Source organism: Enterobacter hormaechei ATCC 49162 (assembly GCF_001875655.1).
GTDB classification, from domain to species: Bacteria; Pseudomonadota; Gammaproteobacteria; order Enterobacterales; family Enterobacteriaceae; genus Enterobacter; species Enterobacter hormaechei.
In genome coordinates, this window is the sequence record NZ_MKEQ01000001.1 from 3,286,737 (window position 1) to 3,313,312 (window position 26,576).

General features: G+C 54.0%; 22 protein-coding genes. 13 read left to right on the plus strand and 9 right to left on the minus strand.

The window, feature by feature from the left end; all coding sequences use genetic code 11:
* Positions 1 to 993 precede the first annotated feature (993 nt).
* The 6 genes from BH712_RS16365 to BH712_RS16390 all read left to right on the plus strand — a co-directional run bounded on the left by BH712_RS16365 (position 994) and on the right by BH712_RS16390 (position 8,625).
* Positions 994 to 3,633: a YadA-like family protein gene (locus BH712_RS16365; RefSeq protein ID WP_050806422.1), complete on the plus strand. Its 2,640-nt coding sequence runs from the start codon at positions 994 to 996 to the stop codon at positions 3,631 to 3,633.
* Positions 3,634 to 3,860: 227 nt separating this feature from the next.
* Positions 3,861 to 4,859: a porin gene (locus BH712_RS16370; RefSeq protein ID WP_006811522.1), complete on the plus strand. Its 999-nt coding sequence runs from the start codon at positions 3,861 to 3,863 to the stop codon at positions 4,857 to 4,859.
* A gap of 56 nt (positions 4,860 to 4,915) precedes the next feature.
* Entirely contained in the window at positions 4,916 to 5,377 is a 462-nt protein-coding gene (locus BH712_RS16375; RefSeq protein ID WP_006811521.1) for a hypothetical protein, read from the plus strand.
* 338 nt (positions 5,378 to 5,715) lie between these two features.
* Positions 5,716 to 7,260 carry a peptide MFS transporter gene (locus tag BH712_RS16380; protein ID WP_006811520.1) on the plus strand — a complete coding sequence of 515 codons (1,545 nt, stop codon included), beginning with the start codon at positions 5,716 to 5,718 and terminating at the stop codon, positions 7,258 to 7,260.
* Positions 7,261 to 7,318: 58 nt separating this feature from the next.
* Positions 7,319 to 8,353 carry a Gfo/Idh/MocA family oxidoreductase gene (locus tag BH712_RS16385; RefSeq protein WP_006811519.1) on the plus strand — a complete coding sequence of 345 codons (1,035 nt, stop codon included), beginning with the start codon at positions 7,319 to 7,321 and terminating at the stop codon, positions 8,351 to 8,353.
* A 50-nt stretch (positions 8,354 to 8,403) separates the two neighbouring features.
* Positions 8,404 to 8,625 (plus strand): zinc ribbon domain-containing protein, encoded by a 222-nt coding sequence (locus tag BH712_RS16390; RefSeq protein WP_006811518.1) that lies wholly within the window; start codon positions 8,404 to 8,406, stop codon positions 8,623 to 8,625.
* Here BH712_RS16390 and BH712_RS16395 read toward each other — a convergent pair.
* The 3 genes from BH712_RS16395 to xseA are packed head-to-tail and all read right to left on the minus strand — an operon-like array spanning position 8,622 to position 11,423.
* Positions 8,622 to 8,972 carry a protealysin inhibitor emfourin gene (locus tag BH712_RS16395; RefSeq protein ID WP_006811517.1) on the minus strand — a complete coding sequence of 117 codons (351 nt, stop codon included), beginning with the start codon at positions 8,970 to 8,972 and terminating at the stop codon, positions 8,622 to 8,624. The genes BH712_RS16390 and BH712_RS16395 overlap by 4 nt on opposite strands.
* Positions 8,972 to 9,991 carry a M4 family metallopeptidase gene (locus tag BH712_RS16400; protein WP_006811516.1) on the minus strand — a complete coding sequence of 340 codons (1,020 nt, stop codon included), beginning with the start codon at positions 9,989 to 9,991 and terminating at the stop codon, positions 8,972 to 8,974. The genes BH712_RS16395 and BH712_RS16400 overlap by 1 nt, the downstream gene beginning before the upstream one ends.
* A gap of 58 nt (positions 9,992 to 10,049) precedes the next feature.
* On the minus strand, positions 10,050 to 11,423 hold the full coding sequence (xseA, locus tag BH712_RS16405) for an exodeoxyribonuclease VII large subunit (protein ID WP_006811515.1): 1,374 nt from the start codon (positions 11,421 to 11,423) through the stop codon (positions 10,050 to 10,052).
* A 158-nt stretch (positions 11,424 to 11,581) separates the two neighbouring features.
* On the opposite strand from xseA, the gene guaB reads away from it, so the two are divergent.
* Positions 11,582 to 13,048 (plus strand): IMP dehydrogenase, encoded by a 1,467-nt coding sequence (guaB, locus tag BH712_RS16410; RefSeq protein WP_003860601.1) that lies wholly within the window; start codon positions 11,582 to 11,584, stop codon positions 13,046 to 13,048.
* 66 nt (positions 13,049 to 13,114) lie between these two features.
* Positions 13,115 to 14,692, plus strand: coding sequence for a glutamine-hydrolyzing GMP synthase (guaA, locus tag BH712_RS16415; protein ID WP_006811514.1), 1,578 nt, complete (start codon positions 13,115 to 13,117; stop codon positions 14,690 to 14,692).
* Between the two features lie 150 nt (positions 14,693 to 14,842).
* On the opposite strand, the gene BH712_RS16420 is transcribed toward guaA, so the two are convergent.
* Together BH712_RS16420 and BH712_RS16425 are read right to left on the minus strand one after the other, a co-directional pair.
* Positions 14,843 to 15,334, minus strand: coding sequence for an Hcp family type VI secretion system effector (locus tag BH712_RS16420; RefSeq protein ID WP_006811513.1), 492 nt, complete (start codon positions 15,332 to 15,334; stop codon positions 14,843 to 14,845).
* 251 nt (positions 15,335 to 15,585) lie between these two features.
* Complete coding sequence (locus BH712_RS16425) at positions 15,586 to 16,101, minus strand: DUF2778 domain-containing protein (protein ID WP_006811512.1); 516 nt, start codon at positions 16,099 to 16,101, stop codon at positions 15,586 to 15,588.
* A 391-nt stretch (positions 16,102 to 16,492) separates the two neighbouring features.
* Here BH712_RS16425 and BH712_RS25190 point away from each other — a divergent pair, with 391 nt between their 5' ends.
* A complete protein-coding gene (locus tag BH712_RS25190) occupies positions 16,493 to 16,900 on the plus strand; it encodes a hypothetical protein (RefSeq protein WP_052687187.1) in 408 nt (135 codons plus the stop codon).
* Between the two features lie 285 nt (positions 16,901 to 17,185).
* Positions 17,186 to 17,509, plus strand: a complete 324-nt coding sequence (locus BH712_RS25195) for a hypothetical protein (protein ID WP_226865038.1) — start codon at positions 17,186 to 17,188, stop codon at positions 17,507 to 17,509.
* Between the two features lie 124 nt (positions 17,510 to 17,633).
* Here the strand turns inward: BH712_RS25195 and BH712_RS16440 are convergent, their stop codons facing one another.
* Positions 17,634 to 17,987 carry a helix-turn-helix domain-containing protein gene (locus BH712_RS16440; protein WP_006811509.1) on the minus strand — a complete coding sequence of 118 codons (354 nt, stop codon included), beginning with the start codon at positions 17,985 to 17,987 and terminating at the stop codon, positions 17,634 to 17,636.
* A gap of 337 nt (positions 17,988 to 18,324) precedes the next feature.
* Between BH712_RS16440 and oqxA the strand changes: the two genes are divergently transcribed.
* Positions 18,325 to 19,500 (plus strand): multidrug efflux RND transporter periplasmic adaptor subunit OqxA, encoded by a 1,176-nt coding sequence (gene oqxA / locus BH712_RS16445; RefSeq protein WP_032673995.1) that lies wholly within the window; start codon positions 18,325 to 18,327, stop codon positions 19,498 to 19,500.
* 23 nt (positions 19,501 to 19,523) lie between these two features.
* Entirely contained in the window at positions 19,524 to 22,676 is a 3,153-nt protein-coding gene (gene oqxB, locus BH712_RS16450) for a multidrug efflux RND transporter permease subunit OqxB (RefSeq protein WP_006811507.1), read from the plus strand.
* Positions 22,677 to 22,743: 67 nt separating this feature from the next.
* Here the strand turns inward: oqxB and oqxR are convergent, their stop codons facing one another.
* The 3 genes from oqxR to BH712_RS16465 form a co-directional block, all read right to left on the minus strand.
* Complete coding sequence (gene oqxR, locus BH712_RS16455) at positions 22,744 to 23,223, minus strand: efflux pump transcriptional repressor OqxR (protein ID WP_006811506.1); 480 nt, start codon at positions 23,221 to 23,223, stop codon at positions 22,744 to 22,746.
* 167 nt (positions 23,224 to 23,390) lie between these two features.
* Positions 23,391 to 24,779 (minus strand): sensor histidine kinase, encoded by a 1,389-nt coding sequence (locus BH712_RS16460; RefSeq protein ID WP_006811505.1) that lies wholly within the window; start codon positions 24,777 to 24,779, stop codon positions 23,391 to 23,393.
* Entirely contained in the window at positions 24,779 to 25,456 is a 678-nt protein-coding gene (locus tag BH712_RS16465) for a response regulator (protein ID WP_006811504.1), read from the minus strand. The genes BH712_RS16460 and BH712_RS16465 overlap by 1 nt, the downstream gene beginning before the upstream one ends.
* Positions 25,457 to 25,659: 203 nt before the next feature.
* Between BH712_RS16465 and BH712_RS16470 the strand changes: the two genes are divergently transcribed.
* Positions 25,660 to 26,496, plus strand: coding sequence for a MipA/OmpV family protein (locus BH712_RS16470; RefSeq protein ID WP_032673994.1), 837 nt, complete (start codon positions 25,660 to 25,662; stop codon positions 26,494 to 26,496).
* Positions 26,497 to 26,576 lie beyond the last annotated feature (80 nt).

Here is a 26,576-nt window from a genome sequence, read left to right on the forward strand (position 1 = left end):
CCGCATTCGTCGGGCTTTTTTATTGTCAAAACATCGCAAAGGCAGACGAGCTTTTTTAAGACTATCGCATGACTATTAAATGACAAGGTCTGATAATGTCTTTTTCTGTCGTCAGCATTACTCCTTTTTTACTTTCTAACCTTGCCCTTCATCACTCTTTCAGGAGTGATTCTTGATAATTCCCACGCCTTGAAAAGTTGACTTATATCAAACTATCTTTCGTTTTATTCATCACTCAAAGAATGTTACTGCATGAAATGTTTACATTTCAATCAAAAAAGCAACCAAATTAAAACATCTTCGCGTTCATATCAAAATCCTATATCCACATAAAAAAATGCAAAAACAAGGCGCAGCTATGAGGGTTGTGGCGTGAATAAAACCATCTGAAACCTGCTACAGGTTAATGACTTATGGGTATTTAAAGACATACATAAGACTTGTGTATGATTGTATTGCTGTAAATTAATATTATTAACCCTTCAAACTTTCTCTTAACTTGGTGACTTACGTATCACTTTCACTTGAAAAATGCCTTTCTTCGTAAAATGAAGCTTTGTGACTATTTAAACTGTTTTGTAACACTTTTTTGCGCATGGACATGACTCTGTAAAGTCTGCATATTCCCTCACGAAACGTGTTCAGGTGTGTACAGAAATGCGAGACGTCATGGAGATAGCAATGAAAAAGCACTCCATCTGCGAGCAGGAACGACTCATCGGCAAAGCGGGTGAAGTTCAGCGCGAGGATTGTATAAGCGCTTTACGAATACGTCAGAAAGTTGTGCATCAGACGCAACACAGCATACAGGACATTCTGAGTGAAGCTCTCGAGCTATTCGGAGCGAAATACACCTTACCGTTGGCAACAAGAAAATTACTCAGATGAATGGCTGATCGGTTTCGTTAGTGATTTCTACCGGGTGGGGCGCAACCACCGGCAGCGAGCTAACCGAAGCCGGTCAGTGACAGAAAATACCAGACAGGGTTAATGATGAAAAAGACAATTATCGCCGGTGTAGTCGTTTCTGCACTTACTGCCAGCTCAGCGTTCGCTATCGAAGGTGGCCTGGCTTCTCAGAACGGCTTCCCGGCAGCGTTGGAAGAAATTAAAACGGCACTGAACGATCCGAATGGCGCTCAATTTGCTCGCGCTCAGGATGTAGCTATGCGCCGCCTCGGTTTGAACTTTAACGACGCTGAGGTTTTCGTTTCTGCTGTACGTAGTGGTAAAGATGTTAGCCATTTCGGTGAGCCAGCCGTTCCACCTGCGCCGACATACGTTGCGCCTGTTGCTGTCCCTCACGCAACGCCTACTGCTGTTCCGGTAGCTGTTCCACCAGCACTGGTGAAAGCACCCACTCTGCATCCACAGGCAACCCCGGCGCTGCCAGTTGCCGAGCCTGCTATTCAGAAAGTACCAGTTAAACGTCCACAGGCGACTCCGGCACTGCCACAGGCTGAGCCTTCAATCCTGACTGCGCCGACCAAACAGGCACAGGCAACCCCTGAGCTGCAACTGACTCCGGCTTTCCAGAAGGCACCGACTCTGAAACCTCAGGCAACGCCAAAACTGGATTTGACCCCAGCAGTGCAGAAAGCACCTACTCTGCGCCCGCAGGCTACTCCGACACTGCCGCAGGCTACTCCTGAGTTCCAGAAGGTTCCGACCCTGCACCCACAGGCAGCGCCGAAATTGATTCTGACTCCAGCAGTGCAGAAAACACCTACCCTGCATCCACAGGCAAACCCAGCGCAGCCGCAGCAAACACCTGCTATCCATGTGCCAGCGGCCACCGCACCAGCGAAAACCTTTGACCATGCAAGCGACAAGTGGAAAACCATCAACCACTCGCTGAACCAGCTGATCGCCACGGGTGCTGACCGTAACGATCCAACCTTCAAGGCTATCGTTAAGGATCTGAGTGCGCAGCGCAACCAGGCACGTCAGGAAATGTTAGGTCTGGCTTCCCCTGAGCAGCTGGCAAAAGTTCCACCTGTTACCAGGGCTCCAGAGCTGCACCCGCAGCCGACCAAAGCGACTCCTGTACTGGCTGGCAAAACCCCGTCAATTCAGAAAGCACCTGTTAAACAGGCACAGGCTACGCCTGCGCTGCCGCAGGCGACCCCTGAGATCCAGAAAGTGCCGGAACTGCACCCGCAGGCAACCCCAGCAGCACCTACGTTGCGTCTGGTGAGCACCCACCACCGTGAAAAAGGCGCGATGGAACCAGTCTTTACCTCGTCTGTAACCGTACCTAACGACACAGACGCGCAGGGCATCCAGTTGCACGCATCTGCTCCGGTTATTGCGGCTACTAAAACTGCCGTGGTTTATAAAGCTGCTGATGTAACGTCCTCTGCCAGCACGCCTTCACTGCCAGCAGTAACAGCACCAGGACAAAGCATCTATGACCTCAAGCAGGATCAGCGCCTGAATGATCATGATGCTGCGCTGGCTGACAAAGTAGCCACCAGCACCTACACCGCAGAAATGGCTAACAAAGCCGATAAATCAGCGCTGGGCGATAAGCTGGATGTTACCCGTTACGAAGGTGAGCAGAGACAACAGGACTTTGAAATTGCCGATGCTAACCGTGATTCAACTCTTGCCCTTCAAACCGGCAAGAAAGCACTGGGCGAAACAACCGTCCTTCATAATGAAGTGGATATTCACACGAAGGCGCTGACCAGGCTGGCTATTGATAAGGCTAACCAGACTGATCTGACTAAAGAAATGACTCGCGCTACTGGCGTAGAGGCAGGTCACGAAACCCGCATCACCACGTTGGAAAACGCACCTAAGCCTCAGGACGGCAAAGACGGTACCAACGGTAAAGATGGAATTAACGGTAAAGACGGCGCAACTGGCCCAGCGGGTAAAGATGGTAAAGACGGCCTGAATGGTACCAATGGTAAAGACGGCGCAACTGGCCCAGCGGGTAGAGATGGCAAAGACGGCCTCAATGGAACCAATGGTAAAGACGGTAAGGACGTGGATCCGGCTGTCGCTAAGCAAGTTGCTACCAACACCACAGCTATCGACACCAATGATGCCCACGCTCAGACACTGGCTAAAGGTGAACTGACTATTGGCAAACTGGCTGTTCAGAACCACCAGCAGATTGCCACCAACCAGCACGCCCTGACCAGACAGGCACAGAACTTCACTGCTCTGCAAACTGCTGTGACTCAGGCTCAGGATACCGGCACTTACGCTCACGCACGCATTGATGACGCTAACAAGCACATCGCGGCGAACCGTCAGGCACTGGCTGATACCAACAAACGTGTAGCAGACAACAGCAAAAAGCTGGCTAACCACGAAGCGCGTATCCAGGACCTGGAATCCAACAACCAGACCAACTTCAACAAGCTGCAAAGCCAGCAGAATAAGGATCGCAAAGAGTTCCGCGCGGGTGTAGCCGGTGCTGTTGCCCTGACTCAGATCCCTCAGGTACAGGCTGACCAGTCCGGTAGCTTTGGTATGGCCGTAGGGACGTTCAACGGGGAAAACGCTATCGCCGCTGGGGTTAGCTCCCGTCTTTCCGGCGCTGTAACCGTCAAATCTGGCCTGTCCTGGGACACTCAGGGCAACGTAGGGGCGGGTGCTGGCGTGTCCGTAGGCTGGTAATCATTTCGGCCTCTTCGGAGGTCTGCCAACGTTTCGGCGCTGCTTAAGGACATTGGGCAGCGTCGTTACCGGGGAGTCATTGCTCCACTCTTCATCATTATTTAAGCCTTTTGCCACTTTGGAGGCTCCCCCCACGCGATTTCAGGGGGGCTTTTTTATGAACGCCTTCGGGTAGTCATAACAAAGCTGATAGCACGTAACACACTACAATCATAAGAGAGTGATGTATGAAAAAAACAGTAGTGGCTTTGGCCGTTCTGGCCTTAGGGATCACATCCGCATACGCAGCGGAAATTTACAACAAAGACGGTAATAAACTGGATCTGTACGGCAAAGTGAAAGCCGCGCACAGTTGGTCTGACGGTGAAGATGGCGACGGTACTTATGCGCGTCTGGGCTTTCGTGGCGAAACGCAGATAAACGATAAACTGACTGGCTACGGCCAGTTTGAAGGCCAGTTTGATGCTGCACAGGCTGAAGGTGCGCAAGATGGGGTTTCGACGCGTCTGGCATTTGCTGGTCTGGACTTTGATCACAACCTATCTTTCGATTACGGTCGCAACTATGGTGTGGCTTACGATGTTGGTGCTTACACTGACGTTTTATCAGAATTCGGCGGTGACTCTTATGAAGGCACTAATTCATTCCTTACTGGTCGCGCTAGTGGCGTTGCTACACTCCGCACCGGTAATGCCTTCGGTCTAGCTGACGGCGTTCAGTTTGCTGCCCAGTACCAGGGGCAGGATGACACCAACAGCAATCCTGCCAAACAGCACGGTACCGGCTACGGCTTTTCCCTCGGTTATGATCTTGCTAACACCGGCGTGTCAGCTATAGCGGCTTACTCCACCAGTGCGATCACCGCTGACCAAAAACGCTCTGGCTGGGATGGCAAGAATGCCGAGTTTTGGGGTACAGGTCTGAAATATGACGCTAACCGCGTGTACGTCGCCACCATTTATGGTGAGTCACACAACCTGTTGCAGGATGCTGACGAAGCTAAGCACTTCGAAGCGATAGCCGCATACGTGTTTGACGTTGGTCTGCGCCCGAACGTGGCCTATGTCCACGCGCGTGATAACGCAAACCGCGACATTGTTGAATATGTTGCGCTGGGTTCCGATTACTACTTCAACAAAAATCTGGTTGCCGATGTCGGCTACAAGATCGACCTGGCTGACGGCGGTGACAATACGCTGGTGGCCGGTCTGACTTACCAGTTCTGAGTTTCCTTTACACCCTCAAGGGCGGCTTACGCGGCCCTTTTTTTCAGGCCAAAACTATGAAGCATTACATCATCGCGGCGTTAACGGCGAGCACGCTGATTGCCTTCACCGCGGGTCCGGCTTACGCCATCAGCGCCACATACCGCACGCAGCTGGAACGTTCAGGATGCAACATGACCAATGAGTCCAAAGGGTGCGACATCCACAAAACCAGGGCCGAGAATGAGGCCGCCGGTTTCTCCGATCGCGGCGTTACGCCGACCACCCGTGCTGACATAAAAAAGTACGATGGCGATTACGTCGCACGCCATCCAAACGGCCAGCGCGTTGCAAACATTCATATTGGTGCCGGGACAGTGAGAATTGCCGGGAAAAGCGTAAAAGCTACCGTGTCAGGCGATATGCTCATCATCAACGGCAGCAAAACGCTTACCTACGTGATCTACCCGAACAAAGGCAGTTTCTGGGAAGATACCGACTCGGGTAACCGCGGTCCGATTGAACGAGTCTATTTCTGACAGAGCCAGTCATTCAGAAAGCTTCCTTAGGGGAGCTTTTGCCTTTCAGGTCAACGAAAGCGGGCAAGGGGAAAGCATCCTGTTGCTTCACGCCTTTTTTGTTGGCGCATTAGTGAGATGTCAATCACTATTCGCCTTCATCCATTTTTATATCTAAGAAAGTAGACAATCGTCGAATTTTCATCTTAAAGTCCAGGGTTCGGTACTAGACAAAACTAGCGCCTGGTTATCAAATGGTTAACCAATATTTCGCCGTATGTAAAAAATCGATCGGATACGTAACCGTTCGGCGTACATACTGGTGCTTACAGGCACGACACATACCTTTCGGGAGAATTATGCAATCCTCTGTTAATCAAAAAGAGAGCCGAACCTTCTTCGGCCACCCTTATCCGCTCGGCTCGCTGTTCTTCACCGAGATGTGGGAGCGTTTCTCATTCTACGGCATCCGTCCGTTACTGATCCTGTTTATGGCCGCCACCGTGTACGACGGCGGGATGGGTCTGGCGCGCGAAAACGCCTCGGCGATTGTCGGTATCTTTGCCGGTACCATGTACCTGGCCGCGCTGCCGGGCGGCTGGCTGGCGGATAACTGGCTCGGCCAGCAGCGGGCCGTCTGGTACGGTTCGATTTTGATTGCGCTCGGGCACCTGTCGATCGCGCTGTCGGCCATCATGGGCGACAACCTGTTCTTCATCGGCCTGATGTTCATCGTGCTCGGCTCCGGACTGTTCAAAACCTGTATCTCGGTGATGGTCGGAACCCTGTATAAGAAGGGCGATGCGCGTCGTGACGGCGGTTTCTCGCTGTTCTATATGGGCATCAACATGGGCTCGTTCATTGCCCCCCTGATTTCCGGCTGGCTGATTAAAACCCACGGCTGGCACTGGGGCTTTGGGATCGGCGGTATCGGGATGCTGGTCGCCCTGATCATCTTCCGCGTGTTTGCCGTTCCGGCCATGAAGCGCTACGACAGCGAAGTCGGTCTGGACTCCACCTGGAACAGTCCGGTCGTGAAACGTAACGGCGTGGGGGCCTGGCTGCTGGCACTGGCCGTGGGTGTTGCAATTATCGTTACGTTGATTGCCCAGGGTGTGATTGTGATCAATCCGGTCGCGGTTGCCAGCGTGCTGGTGTATGTGATTGCCGCCTCCGTCGCGCTCTACTTCATCTACCTGTTCATCTTCGCCGGCCTGAATCGCAAAGAGCGCGCCAGACTGCTGGTTTGCTTTATTCTGCTGGTCTCCGCCGCGTTCTTCTGGTCCGCGTTTGAGCAAAAGCCAACCTCCTTCAACCTGTTCGCGAACGACTACACTAACCGCATGATCGGTGATTTCGAGATCCCGGCGGTATGGTTCCAGTCGATTAATGCCCTGTTCATCATTCTGCTGGCACCGGTATTTAGCTGGGCATGGCCGAAGCTGGCGAGCAAAAACATTCGTCCGAGCAGCATCACCAAGTTCGTGATCGGCATTCTGTGCGCGGCGGCGGGCTTTGGCCTGATGATGCTGGCGGCACAGAACGTGCTGAGCAACGGTGGGGCAGGGGTTTCTCCGTTCTGGCTGGTGGGCAGTATCCTGATGCTGACGCTGGGTGAGCTGTGCCTGAGCCCGATCGGTCTGGCGACCATGACCCTGCTGGCACCGGAAAGAATGCGCGGTCAGATGATGGGTCTGTGGTTCTGTGCCAGCGCGCTGGGCAACCTGGCCGCAGGTCTGATTGGCGGCCACGTGAAGGCCGACCAGCTGGATATGCTGCCGGACCTCTTTGCCCGTTGCTCGATTGCGCTGCTGATTTGTGCTGCGGTACTGATCGTCCTCATTGTTCCGGTGCGTCGCATGCTGGAAAATGCGCAGACTAAACCGGCAGCTAACGCCTCATAAACCTCAGTGTGCCGGGGCAGGCGTTACGCCCCGGCACTGTATTTCCTGAGGTGAAAATATGCAGTTAGGATTTGTTGGTCTTGGCGCGGTAGTGGAAACAGCCTATCTGCCCGCATTGCGTAACCTGTTTAAACACCCGGTTCGTTGTTTCGGGTTTGATGTTCTTCCCACGAAGCACCCTGAAGGCATTACACGCTGCGCCTCGCTTGCAGCGCTTTTAGCCACCCCGCTGGATACCCTGTTTATCACCACCGCATCGCTGCAACACCTTGAGGTGCTTGAGCAGGCGATTGCCTCGCCGGTTCCGCGGATTGTGATTGAAAAACCGATTGTCGCCACGCTTCCTCAAATTGAAAAACTCAACGCGCTGCTGGCAACGCCCGGTGTGGCGTCCCGCGTGCTGGCGCTCGACCACTGGATGGCGCGCATCGAAACGGTAAAGCAGTCGCTGGTCGGCCATTATTCAGACATTGCCAGAATCGAGGGTTTTTTGCAGGAGCCAAGCGGATATAACGCCGCAGGGGAACCCATCGCGCTCAATTTCGCGACCGGAGAGCCGGATACCAGAACGCTTCGCCACCCGGACGGCGTGATCCTGGATATCGGTACGCACGTGCTGGCGATGCTGCGTGAAACGGTACGCTATCTGGGCGGTCATGACGATATGGCATTGCAGGTGGTGACGGCAAAAGACCGTCTGGGTCGCGATATCGCCAGGGGCGATCTGACCACGGCGGAAGGTGAGGCGCATTTACAGGGACGCATCAGCGGCGTGCCGGTAGACATCCGGCTTAACAAATACGCGGGACCTGCGGGTGGACAAAAGGGCTTACGCCTCTATTTGCGCGACGGGCGCATCATCAGCCATGACCGACGGGGTGCAGAAGATGTGCTGGAGCTTATTGAGGGCAAAGATATCCAGCGCTGGCATATTCCCGGTACGATCTACGAGCACTGTCTTGCAGATCATATTCTGGGGGCAAAAAGTCTCTTTGAACGGGATCCGCATGAGGTGAGCCGCACGACGCGCCGCAGGATCGAAGAGGTGACGTTGCTGCTGACCTTGCAGCAACAGTTGCGTGGCCCGCACTGAATGCGACGTGGTAAAATTAATGCAGACCTGAACGCTTTAAAGGAGTCACCATGACGATTACCTGCCCGGATTGCCAGGCACCGCTGGAGCCGCTGAACGGGGTCGCGCACTGCGAAAACTGTAATAAAGATATCACGCTCGACGCCCTCTGCCCGGAGTGTCATCAGCCACTCCAGGTGTTAAAAGCCTGTGGTGCGGTGGACTATTTCTGCCAGAACGGCCACGGTCTTATCTCTAAAAAACGCGTGGAGTTTGTTCGGGCCGAAGGTTAATCGCACACGCAGCCTTCGCCTTTCTGCCACAGTTCGACCAGCGACTCGGGCGCTTCCTGCTCAGGCACCAGCACGATGATATCGGCGTAGTGCGCCTGATTTTGGCCGGTCCAGATAATCTGGATGCGAAAATAGCGCTGGTCACCGCTGCCGGGGGAAGAGGCTTGCCCGGGCGGCTGACCGCGCGGGAAAGCCTGCTCCAGGATGCTCACCAGGCGCTGGCGCTGGGCCTCATTTAGCGAGGAAAGCGCGATGGTGCGCTGACCGCTCAGCTTAGGAATAAAGGCGACGCCGCCTTCCCGGGCCAGCTCAACCACGGCGTCATCCGTCAGTTCCGGAACCTGCATTACAATACTCCCACCTGTTCCCAGGCTTGTTTAATGGCCGCTCCAACGTCACCCCCCGAGCGCTTCTCGCCGTGGGCGATGGTGAGTTTTGCGAAGGCATCAAAATCCGCATCCTGCGCCAGGTTTCGATCGCAAACCGTGTCGTACCAGGCATAACCCGCTTTTTCCCAGGCGTAGCCGCCGATCGCCGTCGCAGCCAGATAAAATGCCCGGTTGGGGATGCCGGAGTTCAGATGGACGCCGCCGTTATCCTCGCGCGTTTTAATAAAATCTTTCATGTGCGCGGGCTGGGGGTCTTTTCCGAGCAGAGGATCGTCATAGGCGGTGCCGGGTTCAGACATTGAGCGCAGCCCTTTCCCGTTAATGCCCGCAGCCAGCAGCCCTTCACCAATCAGCCAGTCTGCCCGATCGGCGGTTTGCTTCAGATGGTACTGTTTGACCAACGAGCCAAACACGTCCGACAGAGACTCGTTCAGCGCGCCCGACTGTTCAAAGTAGATAAGCCCGGCTTCGGTCTCCGTCACGCCGTGGCTTAGCTCATGCGCCACCACGTCGATGGCAATGGTGAAGCGGTTGAAGATTTCCCCGTCACCGTCGCCAAAGACCATCTGCTGACCGTTCCAGAAGGCGTTTTGATACTCGCGGCCATAATGCACGGTGCCGGTGAGGATCAGCCCTTTGTTATCCAGCGAATCGCGCTGATACTCCTTCCAGAAGAAATCATGGGTGATACCCAGGTAATCGTACGCTTCATCCACCGCCACATCGCCGTTGGAGGGCTGGCCTTCATAACGCACCTGGGTACCCGGCAGCTCCTGGGTCTGTTTCGCATCGTAGATGTCACGCTCAAGCTGACCGGCTTTATTCACATGCGGCGCGGCGGGTTTGCCCGGCATATGGGCCATCAGCGTCTGGACGTGGGTTAAGGTCTGACGGGCGCAGCGCTGCTGCGGCTCAGAACCGCTTTCGATAATACGACGAAGAATATACGGAGGGATAACGCTATGAAGATGGGGCATGCTGCTCTCCTTATTAAAAAAGGCAATAGCAGCAGTATAGTTTGTAACCGGCGAAGATTTATCCGCTTTTGCGCTGGCGCGTTTTTTTCACCGGTTTAATCTCTTTCACTTCACTCTCGACCCAGCCGTCTGAAAGCCGGGTGGTAAGCACATCTCCGGCTTTAACCTGTTTCGTTTGTTTCAGCACTTTGCCATCCGTCGCCGTCGTCACGCTGTAGCCGCGGGCCAGCGTGGAGAGCGGGCTGACGGCTTCCAGATGGGTCACTGCATTGCCAAAACGTTCGCGGGTGGTGCTCAGGCGTGAACGGATATTCTCCGCGAGGCGATACTCGAGCTGCTGGATCCGCGTTTGCGCACGATAGATTGTCGGCTGCGGGTTTTGCTGATTCAGACGCTGCGTGACGCGCTGCTGGCGAGATACCGCGCGCTTAAGCTGCGTATCCATCGCGAAGTTCATGCGCTGACGCAGACGTTCCAGCACGGTTTGCTGACGCGCCAGACGTAACTGCGGATGCTGCTGTTGCAGACGATGGTGAAGCTGGGTAAAGCGACGGGTACGGTTGGCGAGGAAGTAGTCCATCGCCATCTCCAGGCGCTGCTGCCCGTTCTGGATCTGCCGCAGCAGTTCCTGCTGGTTACGGCTGACCACCTCTGCCGCCGCGGACGGCGTGGGCGCGCGTAAATCCGCGACAAAATCCGCTATCGTCACATCCGTTTCGTGACCGACGGCGCTCACTACAGGGATAACGCTTGCAAAGATTGCCCGCGCCACGCGCTCGTCGTTAAAGCTCCACAGGTCTTCCAGCGAACCGCCGCCGCGCCCGACGATCAATACGTCACACTCCTGTCGCGCGTTCGCCAGTTCAATGGCGCGCACGATCTGCCATGGCGCATCGTCACCCTGAACGGCAGTCGGGTAGATAATGACGGGCAGGGAAGGGTCACGACGCTTCAGGACGTGCAAAATATCGTGCAGGGCCGCACCGGTTTTCGAAGTGATAATCCCAACGCAGTGGGCAGGTGAGGGCAGTGGCTTTTTGAACTGCTGGTCGAACAACCCCTCTGCCGAAAGCATGGCTTTTAGCTGTTCGTACTTCTGTTGCAGCAAGCCTTCGCCCGCGGGTTGCATGCTCTCGACGATAATCTGATAATCGCCGCGCGGCTCATACAACGTAATGTTGGCGCGAACCAGAACCTGCTGGCCGTGCTGAGGGCGGAACGTCACGCGACGGTTGCTGTTGCGGAACATCGCGCAGCGCACCTGAGCGGTGTCGTCTTTCAGCGTAAAGTACCAGTGACCGGAAGCGGGCTGCGTGAAGTTCGAGATTTCACCGCTGATCCAGACCTGCCCCATTTCCTGCTCAAGCAGCAAACGCACCGTCTGATTAAGGCGGCTGACAGTATAAATTGAGGGGGATTGAGAGGATAACATGTGAGCGGGATCAAATTCTAAATCAGCAAGTTATTCAGTCGATAGTAACCTGTTGTGAGGCAATCGCAAGCTTTTTTATAAAAAAGTGTAGATGCAATCGGTTACGCTCTGTATAATGCCACGGCAATATTTAACCACCCAGGTCAGAGATATTGCCCATGCTACGTATCGCTAAAGAAGCACTGACGTTTGACGACGTCCTCCTCGTTCCCGCTCACTCCACCGTTCTGCCGAATACTGCCGACCTCAGCACGCAGTTGACGAAAACCATTCGTCTGAACATTCCTATGCTCTCCGCAGCAATGGACACCGTGACTGAAGCGCGTCTGGCTATCGCCCTGGCACAGGAAGGCGGCATTGGCTTTATCCACAAAAACATGTCTATCGAGCGTCAGGCGGAAGAAGTTCGCCGCGTGAAGAAGCATGAATCCGGTATCGTGTCCGATCCTCAGACCGTTCTGCCAACCACCACGCTGCACGAAGTGAAAGCCCTGACCGAGCGTAACGGCTTCGCTGGTTACCCGGTAGTGACTGAAGACAACGAACTGGTCGGCATCATTACCGGTCGTGACGTGCGTTTCGTGACTGACCTGAACCAGCCTGTCAGCGTGTACATGACGCCTAAAGAGCGTCTGGTGACCGTGCGTGAAGGTGAAACCCGCGACGTGGTACTGGCGAAAATGCACGAAAAACGCGTTGAGAAAGCGCTGGTTGTGGACGCGAACTTCCACCTGCGCGGCATGATCACCGTTAAAGATTTCCAGAAAGCGGAACGTAAACCGAACGCCTGTAAAGACGAGCATGGCCGTCTGCGCGTCGGCGCTGCGGTTGGCGCTGGTGCGGGTAACGAAGAGCGCGTTGACGCGCTGGTTGCTGCGGGCGTTGACGTACTGCTGATTGACTCCTCTCATGGCCACTCCGAAGGCGTTCTGCAACGTATTCGTGAAACCCGTGCTAAATACCCTGATCTCCAGATCATCGGCGGTAACGTGGCAACAGGCGCAGGCGCTCGTGCGCTGGCGGAAGCGGGTTGCAGCGCGGTGAAAGTGGGTATCGGCCCTGGCTCCATCTGTACTACCCGTATCGTCACCGGCGTGGGCGTTCCACAGATCACTGCGGTTTCTGACGCGGTTGAAGCGCTGGAAGGCACCGGTATTCCGGTAATCGCGGACGGCGGTATCCGCTTCTCTGGCGACATCGCCAAAGCGATCGCCGCAGGTGCCGCAGCCGTGATGGTGGGTTCCATGCTGGCCGGTACTGAAGAATCCCCGGGTGAAATCGAACTCTACCAGGGCCGTTCTTACAAATCTTACCGCGGTATGGGTTCCCTGGGTGCAATGTCCAAAGGCTCCTCCGATCGTTACTTCCAGACCGATAACGCCGCTGACAAACTGGTGCCGGAAGGTATCGAAGGCCGCGTGGCCTATAAAGGCCGTCTGAAAGAGATCATTCACCAGCAGATGGGCGGCCTGCGCTCCTGTATGGGTCTGACCGGCTGTGGTACCATTGACCTGCTGCGTACCAAAGCGGAATTCGTACGCATCAGCGGTGCGGGTATCCAGGAGAGCCACGTTCACGACGTGACGATCACCAAAGAGTCCCCGAACTACCGTCTGGGCTCCTGATAAATTTCCGCGCCCGGCTTCTGCCGGGCGCTCTGTTTTGTTTCACTTGCCTCGGAATTAGCGTCAATGACGGAAAACATTCATAAACATCGCATTCTCATCCTGGATTTCGGTTCTCAGTATACTCAGCTGGTGGCGCGCCGCGTGCGTGAGCTGGGCGTTTACTGTGAGCTGTGGGCGTGGGATGTCACGGAAGCACAGATTCGCGAGTTCAATCCAAGCGGCATCATCCTGTCCGGCGGCCCGGAAAGCACCACCGAAGAGAACAGCCCGCGTGCACCGCAGTACGTGTTCGAAGCGGGTGTCCCGGTGTTCGGCGTTTGCTACGGCATGCAGACCATGGCGATGCAGCTGGGTGGTCATGTAGAAGGCTCTAACGAGCGTGAGTTCGGCTACGCACAGGTTGAAGTCGTCACCGACAGCGCACTGGTGCGCGGTATCGAAGACTCCCTGACCGCAGACGGCAAACCGCTGCTGGACGTGTGGATGAGCCACGGCGACAAAGTTACCGCTATCCCGTCCGACTTCGTGACCGTTGCCAGCACCGAAAGCTGCCCGTTCGCGATCATGGCGAACGAAGAAAAACGCTTCTACGGCGTACAGTTCCACCCGGAAGTGACCCACACCCGTCAGGGTATGCGCATGCTGGAGCGCTTCGTGCGTGACATCTGCCAGTGTGAAGCCCTGTGGACCCCGGCAAAAATCATCGACGACGCTGTGGAGCGTATCCGCCAGCAGGTTGGCGATGACAAAGTGATCCTCGGCCTCTCCGGCGGCGTGGACTCCTCCGTGACCGCCATGCTGCTGCACCGCGCCATCGGCAAAAACCTGACCTGCGTATTCGTGGATAACGGACTGCTGCGTCTGAATGAAGCCCAGCAGGTGATGGACATGTTTGGCGACCACTTCGGCCTGAACATCGTTCACGTGGAAGGGGAGCAGCGCTTCCTTGACGCGCTGAAAGGCGAGAACGATCCGGAAGCCAAGCGTAAGATCATCGGTCGCGTGTTCGTTGAAGTGTTCGACGAAGAAGCGCTGAAGCTGGAAGACGTGAAATGGCTGGCGCAGGGCACCATCTACCCTGACGTGATCGAGTCAGCGGCTTCCGCAACCGGTAAAGCGCACGTCATCAAATCTCATCACAACGTGGGCGGCCTGCCGAAAGAGATGAAGATGGGCCTGGTTGAACCGCTGCGTGAGCTGTTCAAAGACGAAGTGCGCAAGATCGGTCTGGAGCTGGGTCTGCCGTACGACATGCTCTACCGTCATCCGTTCCCGGGTCCGGGTCTGGGCGTGCGCGTGCTGGGCGAAGTGAAGAAAGAGTACTGCGACCTGCTGCGTCGCGCGGACGCGATCTTCATCGAAGAGCTGCACAAAGCTGACCTGTACAACAAGGTAAGCCAGGCGTTCACCGTGTTCCTGCCGGTTCGTTCCGTCGGCGTGATGGGTGATGGCCGTAAATACGACTGGGTTGTCTCCCTGCGTGCCGTGGAAACCATCGACTTCATGACCGCGCACTGGGCGCATCTGCCGTATGACTTCTTAGGCCGCGTGTCTAACCGCATCATCAACGAAGTAAACGGTATTTCCCGCGTGGTGTATGACATCAGCGGCAAGCCACCGGCGACAATTGAGTGGGAATGATTTCGCGTCTGGCATCAGCCTGTACGTGAAACCTGCAAAGTAGCTCTAAGCCCGCGTATCTGCGGGCTTTTTTTTGGCACTTTCTGGCAGCTGTTAGCAACGAAAAGGACAATTTCTACAATGCAATGTGGCACAGAATGTGACTTAAATTTATGCTGTTTGCCTCTCGTACCATGAATCAGAGAATTGGATATTGCCATCTACAATACGCCATGTGATTTTTTCATATTGCATAGATACGGATTCCATATGATTTAACTTGTCATTGCCTGACAATTTAACATTTGGTACACCACAATTAACACCCGTTATTTTTACATTTTCCATTAAGATGGTGTAATAACACACTTCCTGGCCAGCATCATTGATATGATAAAATTTTATTTCTGCACTTTTTAATGTTTGTCCTGTGGCTGCTGCTTTGTAGAGATAGGGGCTGGAGCTATCAACTTCTTTTTCAAAATTAAACGAAGAATGCTGACGTGTTCCGGTGATCTTTCCATTGGCCGTATCGACGGGAAGATTAACACCATGACCCATACTGATTACTTCAATAGAGCCTTCACGATCCTGAACATCTACAGAACCTTTGATATCGGCACCACCATCATCTTTAAGCCACAGATAGGGAGGGATAGGCATTTTATTTACTCCTTGTTAATTTAACTAACTTCATTGTTACAATGTATAAAAAGAGAGAGATAAGAACGTTAAATACAATTAATGTATAATCATAACTATAGTAAATATCTTCGGGTGTTGGGTTGTTGCTAAAAAAATAGGAAATTCTAATAGCTGTTTCATTACTTATTAATGGATGTTCAGTTAAGTAACAAACATCTAACCATGACACACTAGCGAATATCCCTATGAATAGAATAATTCTAAGGGAACTAAGGGCAAGTTTTTTGATAGCCACCAATAATGACCTCAATTGTTCCATAGGTTTCTAAATCAATACCTTTAATCTTTTCTTTCTTTGTTCTTAATAGTGCATCTCTTAATCTATTGTAATCCGATTGGCTTGGTAAAGTTATACACCCTTCTGAAACCTGACCGGGATGTAGCCTAAATCCACCTCTGGCTATGCTTTCGTAAAATGTAGTATCATCTACATTCCCATCATCGCGAAATAATGCAAACCATTCAGAATGATCAACATGATAACTAAAAATGCTTTTATAAGTATCGACTCCCCAGGCTCTAAACCTGTTAGCTATACTTCCTTTAGGCCTGTCTACTATATAATATTTACCTTTTGGTAGCGGTCCAACGTTTGGTATGATACCACATGCTCCTTTGTTTCTGTATGCACCGTTACCAGAAAACGCCATAAATACACCAATACCATCAAATGCAAGTGGTGAGTAATCAGCATCATTTATTATAAACTTTCCATGCAAAGTCATGTATCTCCCTTTCCTTTATAGATACTTATGAATATTATCTGCATATAATGCGTTTATTAAGAAAATAAACTATACAAAAAATGCGCATTTAAATATTTTAATCTGAAAAAGGCTGACCGACCTTTGGAAGGTAGATCTATATCAACTTATAACTATACCAGATAGTAGATGCATTTAAGGAAAGTGGTCATAATTGCATGCTCGGAATAATTACAATTAAAATATAAAATGATTTACCACAGCAAATCCTGCCAAAATCATCCACTACAGGTAGTGCTCGAAATCTCGATGTAACCAGACTAAGTACAATATATAAGAAAGTCGATTATTGTGAACAGTGTGAAACCAAGATGCAGGACTGAGTTGATATGATTGATGAGCAAGAATTATAGTGCTTGAAAAATCAGTACTTCAAAACGAGATGGTAAGAATGAATATGGAAGAAGATCGAAAGAAGGCTATAGCTTCTTTATTGAAGGATATGGAATCCATTGCTGACCGAATGCGTGAGTTGATTGTCAAAATGCCTCCGCATGATTTGCTCGGGTACATCTACGCTCAACATATGATGAAAACAATGGGAAACCAAATTGGGGGCGAAAAGCAAGGCCAGGAGGATGGCCCAGATGACATGGTTAATGAAAACCAGTTCTTACTGGCGTATGTTCAAGCGGTTCTGGCATCAGATGCCGCACCTGCGGATATGGAATTCAACGAAGCACTGTGCGCTGAGCTGTTTGAACTTAGCCGAAAACTAAGAGCACAGAGCCATGCTCTTTGCTATGTTCACCTCTGCTGATATCAAAGATGGCATTTTCGGTCCTAACACGGCGACACTGAATTCCGTGCGAAATCCACTTGGGTCATGATACGCGGGGATCGTTATCAAGTTTTGGAGGGCGAGTTTAAGGGGACACCCTTTCGGTCACTGCCAGCACGTAAGAAACCTCTAATTCAGCTTGGGTCGGACTACTACGCGGTCGATCCCTGTTTTGCTCGCGATGCGAGGTATCGTGCACTCCTCTTTAATCTCCTTCAGCGAAAGCCAGATTACAATAAGGCCTTTAAAGATCGGCAGAAAAGGATGAGCGAAGCAGCCTTTGCCGACATTCCCTATGCCCAGCTTCCGGGAGCCACAGTTCTCCAGGAAATTTACTACAAGGATCCTGACAGCAAGCAGTGGTCCGAAAACGATACCTTAATCCTGCTCGATGATGTGTTGTTACTCGTTGAGGCCAGGGCTACTAACGTCATTGGCGTTGTGGCTGAGGTTAGTGTCGATGGTACTTATGTCCAGGCGCGGTCTTTCAAAACTTACACGCCGACGGAGCACACAGTAGAAAATGCACACATTTATGAAGACGCGGCGAAAATGGCCAATCTTCTAAGCGACTGTTATTTAGATTAATTTTAATTTAATTGATAGTCGAGTGGGAAAGCCCATAACCCTTCCTGCGAAGTCATAAGCAAGTAAGACTGATAAAACCCTCTGTTTACAGAGGGTTTTTCTTTTCTGGCCCATATCTGGTGAGTCACTGGCTCATCTGCCGCGATCCACGGCAGCCGATACTGCGCCGCCATGCCCCAGGCGCCTGACCGTACTGACGCTTAAAGCTGCGGTTGAAGGACTGCTGAGAGTCAAAGCCCAGCGCGATTGCCACGTTCAGAATCGGTTCATCGCTTTGGGCTAAGCGCTCGACCGATTTTTGCAGCTTTTGCGCGCGAATATATTCGGCGAGAGGGGAGCCGGTATGTTCTTTGAAGATCCGCTGGAGGTGCCATTTCGAATAGCCGGCTCGCCTGGAGACGGTTTCAATGTCCAGACGGCTATCGAGGTTGTTGTCGATCCAGTCGAGTAAATCGTGAATGAATGCACCCGTGTTCATTTTGCTTCCCCCTACGCCACGCACCCAAAAGCATCTTTGTTAGTTGCATTTAAAGGTGGCTCGTTTTTACATTAATTGCAAGTTTTATTGTTACATTTAAATCCCTTCTCAAAACACGTGATTTACCTTTGCCGCAAATAGCACATAAAGTGCAACAATTATTCTTGCACTTAGTTAAGCGCCTTCCTACAATCGCCGCGATAGTGTATTCGCAACTGTTACAGTTTTGTGGCGATGAACGACACAAATGGCCTTAAGCCAGCTACCGGACAAAGGAAGTGGCGCGGCGTCTCCCGCAGCGTCTTGCCCGGCAGCTACAATTACCGGAATAAAAATAATGAGCCTGCAAAAAACCTGGGGTTACTTTCATCTGAGCACGATGGGGGTGGTTTTACTCTCCGTGCTTCTCGTCGGGTGCGATGACAGCGTCGCGCAAAATGCCGCACCGCAAGCGCCCGTCGTCAGCGCCGCCGATGTGGTGGTGAAGTCCATTAGCCAGTGGGATAGCTTCAACGGTCGCATTGAAGCGGTGGAAAGCGTTCAGCTGCGTCCGCGCGTCTCCGGTTATATTGAGAAAGTGAATTACACCGACGGCCAGGAGGTGAAGAAGGGCGAGGTGCTGTTCACGATAGATGACCGAACCTATCGCGCGGCGCTGGAACAGGCGCAGGCGAACCTGGCGAGAGCCAAAACGCAGGCCAGCCTGGCACGAAGCGAGGCCAGCCGTACCGATAAATTAGTCAATACCAACGTGGTATCCCGTGAGGAGTGGGAGCAGCGCCGTTCCGCCGCTACCCAGGCGCAGGCCGATATTCGCGCGGCGCAGGCGGCGGTTGATGCCGCTCAGCTCAACCTGGACTTCACCAAAGTGACCGCGCCTATCGACGGTCGCGCCAGCCGGGCGTTAATCACCAGCGGTAATCTGGTGACGGCGGGCGACAGCGCCAGCGTGCTCACCACCCTGGTCTCGCAGAAGACGGTTTACGTTTACTTCGACGTGGACGAGTCAACCTACCTTCACTATCAAAATCTGGCCCGCAGCGGGCAGGGGGCATCCAGCAATCACACGGCGCTTCCGGTGGAGATTGGCCTGACGGGCGAAGAAGGTTACCCCCATCAGGGTAAAGTGGATTTTCTGGATAATCAGCTTACGCCGAGTACCGGAACGATCCGTATGCGCGCGCTGTTAGATAACGCACAACGTCAGTTCACGCCAGGGCTCTTTGCCCGCGTGCGCCTGCCAGGCAGTGCGGAATTTAAAGCCACGCTTGTTGACGATAAGGCAGTGCTGACCGATCAGGATCGTAAATACGTTTATGTCGTTGATAAAGATGGGAAAGCGCAGCGCCGTGACATCACGCCCGGGCGTCTGGCGGACGGTTTACGTATCGTACAGCAGGGGCTGAATCCCGGGGATAAAGTCATCGTCGATGGTTTACAAAAAGTGTTTATGCCGGGTATGCCGGTTAACGCGAAATCCGTTGCCATGACCGCCAGCGCCGCCCTCAACTGATCCCTTACCTGAGAATCCAATCCATGGACTTTTCCCGTTTTTTCATCGACAGGCCGATTTTTGCCGCGGTGCTGTCGATTCTGATTTTTATCACAGGATTAATCGCCATCCCGCTGCTGCCGGTGAGCGAATATCCTGACGTCGTGCCGCCAAGCGTGCAGGTACGCGCGGAGTACCCGGGCGCCAACCCGAAAGTGATTGCCGAGACCGTGGCGACGCCGCTGGAAGAGGCGATCAACGGCGTTGAGAACATGATGTACATGAAATCCGTTGCGGGCTCTGACGGCGTGCTGGTCACTACCGTCACCTTCCGTCCGGGGACCGATCCGGATCAGGCGCAGGTTCAGGTGCAAAACCGCGTCGCGCAGGCCGAGGCGCGTCTGCCGGAAGACGTGCGGCGCCTGGGCATCACGACCCAGAAGCAGTCGCCAACGCTGACGCTGGTGGTGCATCTGTTCTCGCCCAACGGTAAGTACGATTCACTGTACATGCGTAACTACGCCACGCTGAAGGTAAAGGACGAGCTGGCGCGTCTGCCCGGCGTGGGGCAAATTCAGATTTTTGGCTCGGGCGAATACGCGATGCGCGTCTGGCTGGACCCGAACAAGGTGGCGGCGCGCGGGCTGACGGCCTCCGACGTGGTGACAGCGATGCAGGAGCAGAACGTGCAGGTGTCCGCCGGGCAGCTTGGCGCCGAGCCGCTGCCGAAAGAGAGCGATTTCCTGATCTCCATAAACGCCCAGGGCCGTCTGCATACCGAAGATGAGTTCGGCAATATTGTCCTGAAAACAACGGAGGATGGTACGGTCGTCCGCCTGCGCGACGTGGCGCGTATTGAGATGGGTTCCGGCAGCTATGCGCTGCGTTCCCAGCTCAACAACAAAGACGCGGTCGGGATTGGTATCTTCCAGTCGCCGGGGGCAAACGCCATCGATCTGTCTAACGCGGTGCGCGCCAAAATGGACGAACTGTCCACACGATTCCCGGACGATATGAAATGGGCGGCGCCTTACGACCCGACGGTGTTTGTACGTGATTCTATCCGCGCGGTGGTGCAAACGCTGCTGGAAGCGGTGGTGCTGGTTGTGCTGGTGGTGATCCTGTTCCTGCAAACCTGGCGCGCGTCGATCATTCCGCTGATCGCGGTGCCGGTATCGGTGGTGGGCACGTTCAGCATTCTCTACCTGCTCGGCTTTTCGCTGAATACGCTGAGCCTGTTCGGGCTGGTGCTGGCGATTGGTATCGTGGTGGACGATGCCATCGTGGTGGTGGAAAACGTCGAGCGAAATATCGAAGAGGGGCTTGCCCCGCTTGCGGCGGCGCATCAGGCGATGCGTGAAGTGTCCGGGCCGATTATCGCCATTGCGCTGGTGCTGTGCGCGGTGTTCGTGCCGATGGCGTTCCTCTCCGGTGTGACCGGTCAGTTCTACAAGCAGTTTGCGGTGACGATAGCGATTTCCACGGTGATCTCCGCCATCAACTCGCTGACGCTCTCTCCGGCGCTGGCTGCGCTGCTGTTGAAGCCACACGGCGCCCCGAAAGATCTCCCGACCCGGCTTATCGATCGTCTGTTCGGCTGGATTTTCCGTCCGTTCAACCGCTTTTTCCATCGCAGCTCGACCGGCTATCAGGGGCTGGTGGGCAAAACGCTTGGCCGACGCGGGGCCGTGTTTGCGGTTTATTTGCTGCTGCTTTGCGCCGCGGGGGTGATGTTTAAAGCCGTTCCCGGCGGGTTTATTCCGACCCAGGATAAGCTGTACCTGATTGGCGGCGTGAAAATGCCGGAAGGCTCGTCGCTGGCGCGCACCGATGCGGTGATCCGCAAAATGAGCGAAATCGGGATGAATACTGAAGGTGTGGATTATGCGGTCGCGTTTCCTGGCCTGAATGCGCTCCAGTTCACCAACACGCCGAACACCGGGACGGTATTTTTTGGCCTGAAACCGTTCGATCAGCGTAAACATACGGCGGCGGAAATAAACGCGGAGATCAACGCGAAAATCGCGCAAATTCAGCAGGGCTTTGGCTTCTCGATTCTGCCGCCGCCGATTTTGGGGCTGGGTCAGGGGTCGGGCTATTCGCTGTACATTCAGGATCGCGCTGGTCTGGGCTATGGCGCGCTGCAAAACGCGGTAAATACTATGTCCGGGGCGATTATGCAGACGCCGGGGATGCATTTCCCTATCTCAACCTACCAGGCAAACGTTCCGCAGCTGGATGTGCAGGTCGACCGTGATAAGGCGAAAGCGCAGGGCGTGTCGCTCACCGATCTCTTCGGCACGCTGCAAACCTATCTGGGTTCGTCATATGTTAACGACTTTAACCAGTTTGGCCGGACCTGGCGCGTCATGGCACAGGCCGACGGGCAGTTCCGCGACAGCGTGGAGGATATCGCGAACTTACGTACGCGCAATAACCAGGGTGAAATGGTGCCGATTGGCAGTATGGTCACCATCAGCACCACCTACGGGCCGGACCCGGTGATCCGCTACAATGGTTATCCGGCGGCGGATCTCATTGGCGATGCCGACCCGCGCGTACTCTCTTCCGCGCAGGCGATGACGCAGCTGGACGCCATGTCTAAACAGATCCTGCCGAACGGGATGAACATCGAATGGACGGACCTGAGCTTCCAGCAGGCCACCCAGGGCAACACGGCGCTGATCGTCTTCCCGGTCGCGGTTCTGCTGGCGTTCCTGGTGCTGGCGGCGTTGTATGAAAGCTGGACTCTGCCGCTGGCGGTGATCCTTATCGTACCGATGACCATGCTGTCCGCGCTGTTTGGCGTCTGGCTGACCGGGGGCGATAACAACGTGTTCGTGCAGGTGGGGCTGGTCGTGCTGATGGGGCTGGCCTGTAAAAACGCGATTCTTATCGTGGAGTTTGCCCGCGAACTGGAAATTCAGGGCAAAGGCATTATGGACGCTGCGCTGGAAGCGTGCCGCCTGCGTCTACGCCCGATTGTGATGACCTCTATCGCCTTTATTGCCGGGACGATCCCCCTCATTCTCGGCCACGGCGCGGGTGCCGAAGTGCGCGGCGTCACCGGGATCACCGTCTTCTCCGGTATGCTGGGCGTGACGCTGTTTGGTCTGTTCCTGACGCCGGTCTTTTACGTGACGCTGCGTAAGTTCGTGACGCGTGGCAAAGCGGCAAAAGAGGTGTTGCCTGCGTAGGACGTAGCAGATGTAAAAAAGCCGCCTTGATAGTGAAGGCGGCTTTTTTTTCGCAATGCGTAAAGGATTAAGAGGTTTTTTTATGCTGTGAACAGATTTCCGGCACCGGATCGCACCCGCTGGTGTCGGCTTTTTTTACCTCTTCCAGCGCGCTGGCGACGGTATGGCGCGCTAAAACCGCTAACGAAGCCTGCTCCGCCTCATCAGCGATCGATTTAAAGTACCAGCAGGCGTTGGCGCTGACAACGCAGCGGGCCGGGACGTCAGGACGGGACGCCCACAGCTTTTTATCTTCTGTGACGGAAAGGTAGATATCGCGCAGGGTAATCTCTTCCGCCGGGCGGCCAAGGTGAATCGAGCCGTTGCGGCCAAGCGTGGAGACGATAATGCCGTCGCGGGCGAGAGGAACCATTAATTTGCGGATAAAGCTCGGATTCGCTTCCAGGCCGTAGGCCAGGATTGCACTCGTCGAACGTTCACCCGATTGCTCCGCCATCGCTACGCTGAGAACCATCTGCAAAGCTGTCGGGAAGCGGTAATCTAACATTTTTCTGTCCTGGGTTGCGGTGAATCTTGTTCTTTTTGGCACCGCAGAGGTGAATAATCAGTAAGTAACAATATAACAAATACGGTAATTTTATTGAAGCAATCTGCGGCATACGTGAAGTAACGCTGCGCTGACACATGTCAGGACGTGTAGCGCCACGTTTACGTTCATGCGAACGCCGGATTCGGGAAATCAACGGTCACCATAAGACCGCCTTCGGCTGACGTACTCAGATTGACCCTGCCGTTGTGTTGCTGCGTAACGGCTTTAACGATGGCAAGTCCCAGTCCACTCCCGCTTTGAGTCTGATTAGGATCGCGGAAAAATCTGTCGAATACGCGCTCCCGCAGTTCAACCGGAATGCCGGGACCCGCGTCTGAGACGCGCAGCTGCGCGGACTTGTCACGCGATTGCAGTTGTACCTCAATGCGTCCACCCTCAGGGCTGTACTTCACGGCATTCTCAATTAAATTGTCGATCAGCGATACCAGACGTTCCCGAATGCCTGCGATATGGATTTCATCGTCGGCGATGAATTCAAACTCAATTCTGCGCCCGGACGCCAGCGGTTCCAGGGCAGCCATTCGCTCCTGAATAAGCGTTGTCAGCGGCACAGGCGACATCACCGTGCTGATGTGCGCTTCGCTGTGCATCATCAGCAGAAGCTGATTGACGAGACGCGCAGCACGGCTATTGCTGCGAACAATGCCCGCAAGCAGTTCCTGCTGGCTTTCGCTGATGACCCAGGACTGCAATGCCTCGACGTTGATCCGCATCGCGGCCAGAGGCGTACGCAGCTCGTGAGCGGCATCGGCAATAAACATTCTTTCCCTTTCGGCGCTTTCCCGCACCCTGGCCAGAAAGTCATTAATCGCGTCCACCGTCTGGCGAAGCTCCCTGTGTCTGGGGATGGCTTTTAAAGGCGAGAGATCGTCCGGAGTGCGCAATGAAATTTCATCTACCACCTTGTTCCAGGGGCGCATCGCGATGCGGATGGACAGCCACGCGGGGAACAGAAGAAAAGGGATGCATATCATCAGCGGCATGACGTAGTAGCCGCGCGAGTTCAGATAGATAAAGAAATTCCAGCTACCGGCAGGGGTAAAAAGGGTGACTTCCACGTCAGAGTGCGCGGATTTGAGGGTACGGCTCGTCCATGTATGGTCTTCACTCTGGACATGCTGCATGACCCCCAGACGGCTATTTTTTACCCCCGTTGGCGCACCATCCGAAGAAAAAATAATCTCGTTATTCTTGCGAACAATGAGGTTGATGGACAGCTCCGGATCTTCCCCCCCACCATAGCCCTCGCGTAACGCCTTGCTGAACGTTGTCAGCACAGCATTACGCGCCTGCGGACGATCGTCCATACTCTCCACCAGGGAAAACAGGGTTTCGTAAGTCTCACTGCCCGTCAGTATGGGAGGGCTACGCAGGTCTTCCATTAAAATGAAGGTTAAAAAGAGACACCAGAGCAACGTAAGCAGCAGCATCTGGGCGACCAGCATTCGCCTGACCAGCGTGGGAAGCCTGAGGTGGTGCCAAAAATTACGCATCAACCTGCCGCCTTCTGAACGGGTACGGTATCAATGACATACCCAACGCCTCTTACCGTTCGTACAAAGCCATCGCCAATTTTTCGCCGCAGGTTACCCATATGTACGTCAAGCGCGTTGCTGAGGTTTTCTTTCGTGCCAAATATCCTTTCTTCCAGATACCGTCGTGTAAGCACGCGATCGGCGCGCAGCATTAACGTTTCAAGCAGCGCATATTCGCTTGCCGTCAGCTCAACGTGGCGTGCGCTCACCGTTACGCGACGCGTCGGAATATGAAGCGACAAACCGCGAATTTCTATTGCCTCATTTTCAAAACCGTAACTGCGTCGCGCAAGGGCTCTCACGCGCGCCAGCAGTTCGGCGAGAACAAAAGGTTTGACCAGATAATCGTCTGCACCTGCATCCAGCCCGCACAGGCGGTCCTGTAGCGTGCCTCGCGCCGTCAGGATGATGACGGGGACACTTTTAAGCTGTTGACGCAGGCGCGTCATCAGGCTCATGCCATCGCCATCGGGCAGCCCCAGGTCGAGCAAAATAAGTTCCGGCACGCAGAGCTCAAGCTGATGCAGCGCATCCTCTTTGCGGCGTACCCATATGACATCAAATCCTTGATCTGCAAGGGCGATACGTACGCCATTGCCGAGATCCAGGTCGTCTTCAATTAGTAGAATTTTCACATTGGTAACTGTATCAACAGTGCATGAAGAACAACTGAAGAAAAAACGGTAACAGGAATTCTTCAGGGTTTACAGAACCTTCACGTGCTTCAGCATTTCTTCATTTACGGCTCATAAGAACCTTAGGGTGAGTATTCAGAATTAGCGCTCTGGCGTTTAACACCGCTTGTATCGCAATTATCTGAATACAAAGGGCTTCTTTAATGAGAAACATCACACCGCGTCATAGTTTCCCCCGTTCACGCATCGGTCGCAGCATGAAAAGCATCTTGCCGGGGGCCGTCCTGGCGTTACTGGCCGCCCCGGCACTGGCGGCAGAGCAGCCTCAGGGCAACGTGTTAACCCTGGGAGGCGGCGTGGATGTTGCGCCACGCTATTCCGGTTCGGACAAGAGTCGGGTCTCTGCGGCTCAGGTGGTTGATTACGCGATGGCAAATGGTTTTTTTGTCAGCACCACGCGGGGGATCGGCTACGGCAACAGCTTTGGTAAGCTGGACTACAACGCAGCGCTGAGCTATCGCGCTGGACGTAAGGATCGCGACGTAAGCAGCGATTCGATCTCCTCCGGCAGCGACAACCTGCGAGGAATGGGTGACATTAAAGGCTCAGCTATCGTTGTGCCAGGGCTGGGGTACAGGGTGACTGACTGGCTGACCGTGCAGTTGCAGGCAGAGGTCCCGGTTTCTGAGAGAGACAATGGTGAAGCTGTGCATTTCGGCATTGCCAGCCCGCTCTATACATCTCCGAAAAATGCGTTAACGCTGGCGCTGACCGGTAGCTGGGGATCCAGTAAGTATGTGCAAACCTACTACGGGGTGAATGCCGCCCAGTCGGCCGCATCGGGTTTTGCCCGACACGATGCCGGATCGGGAATATATGCGTATTCGCTGAACCTGGACTGGACCCATAAGCTTACCTCGCGCTGGAGCCTGCTTGCCGCAGCTGGCGTTACGCAGCTGACGGGGGAGGCCGGCGATAGCCCGATTGTTCAGCGAAAAACGTCTCCTGTGGGAAGTTTGAAGGTGACGTACAGCTTCTGATGGTTCAGTGAGGGGGAAGGCGCGTTTGTGACAAAACCGCACATCACCCCGTTGCAGGAGCCTGAAGGGCATAAAGCCCG

What these genes read in the sequence shown, in the direction of transcription:
- BH712_RS16365 (WP_050806422.1), top strand. Translation starts at nt 994, where the DNA reads ATGAAAAAGACAATTATCGCCGGTGTAGTCGTTTCTGCACTTACTGCC.
- BH712_RS16370 (WP_006811522.1), top strand. Translation starts at nt 3,861, where the DNA reads ATGAAAAAAACAGTAGTGGCTTTGGCCGTTCTGGCCTTAGGGATCACA.
- BH712_RS16375 (WP_006811521.1), top strand. Translation starts at nt 4,916, where the DNA reads ATGAAGCATTACATCATCGCGGCGTTAACGGCGAGCACGCTGATTGCC.
- BH712_RS16380 (WP_006811520.1), top strand. Translation starts at nt 5,716, where the DNA reads ATGCAATCCTCTGTTAATCAAAAAGAGAGCCGAACCTTCTTCGGCCAC.
- BH712_RS16385 (WP_006811519.1), top strand. Translation starts at nt 7,319, where the DNA reads ATGCAGTTAGGATTTGTTGGTCTTGGCGCGGTAGTGGAAACAGCCTAT.
- BH712_RS16390 (WP_006811518.1), top strand. Translation starts at nt 8,404, where the DNA reads ATGACGATTACCTGCCCGGATTGCCAGGCACCGCTGGAGCCGCTGAAC.
- BH712_RS16395 (WP_006811517.1), bottom strand. Translation starts at nt 8,972, where the DNA reads ATGCAGGTTCCGGAACTGACGGATGACGCCGTGGTTGAGCTGGCCCGG.
- BH712_RS16400 (WP_006811516.1), bottom strand. Translation starts at nt 9,991, where the DNA reads ATGCCCCATCTTCATAGCGTTATCCCTCCGTATATTCTTCGTCGTATT.
- xseA (WP_006811515.1), bottom strand. Translation starts at nt 11,423, where the DNA reads ATGTTATCCTCTCAATCCCCCTCAATTTATACTGTCAGCCGCCTTAAT.
- guaB (WP_003860601.1), top strand. Translation starts at nt 11,582, where the DNA reads ATGCTACGTATCGCTAAAGAAGCACTGACGTTTGACGACGTCCTCCTC.
- guaA (WP_006811514.1), top strand. Translation starts at nt 13,115, where the DNA reads ATGACGGAAAACATTCATAAACATCGCATTCTCATCCTGGATTTCGGT.
- BH712_RS16420 (WP_006811513.1), bottom strand. Translation starts at nt 15,334, where the DNA reads ATGCCTATCCCTCCCTATCTGTGGCTTAAAGATGATGGTGGTGCCGAT.
- BH712_RS16425 (WP_006811512.1), bottom strand. Translation starts at nt 16,101, where the DNA reads ATGACTTTGCATGGAAAGTTTATAATAAATGATGCTGATTACTCACCA.
- BH712_RS25195 (WP_226865038.1), top strand. Translation starts at nt 17,186, where the DNA reads ATGAGCGAAGCAGCCTTTGCCGACATTCCCTATGCCCAGCTTCCGGGA.
- BH712_RS16440 (WP_006811509.1), bottom strand. Translation starts at nt 17,987, where the DNA reads ATGAACACGGGTGCATTCATTCACGATTTACTCGACTGGATCGACAAC.
- oqxA (WP_032673995.1), top strand. Translation starts at nt 18,325, where the DNA reads ATGAGCCTGCAAAAAACCTGGGGTTACTTTCATCTGAGCACGATGGGG.
- oqxB (WP_006811507.1), top strand. Translation starts at nt 19,524, where the DNA reads ATGGACTTTTCCCGTTTTTTCATCGACAGGCCGATTTTTGCCGCGGTG.
- oqxR (WP_006811506.1), bottom strand. Translation starts at nt 23,223, where the DNA reads ATGTTAGATTACCGCTTCCCGACAGCTTTGCAGATGGTTCTCAGCGTA.
- BH712_RS16460 (WP_006811505.1), bottom strand. Translation starts at nt 24,779, where the DNA reads ATGCGTAATTTTTGGCACCACCTCAGGCTTCCCACGCTGGTCAGGCGA.
- BH712_RS16470 (WP_032673994.1), top strand. Translation starts at nt 25,660, where the DNA reads ATGAGAAACATCACACCGCGTCATAGTTTCCCCCGTTCACGCATCGGT.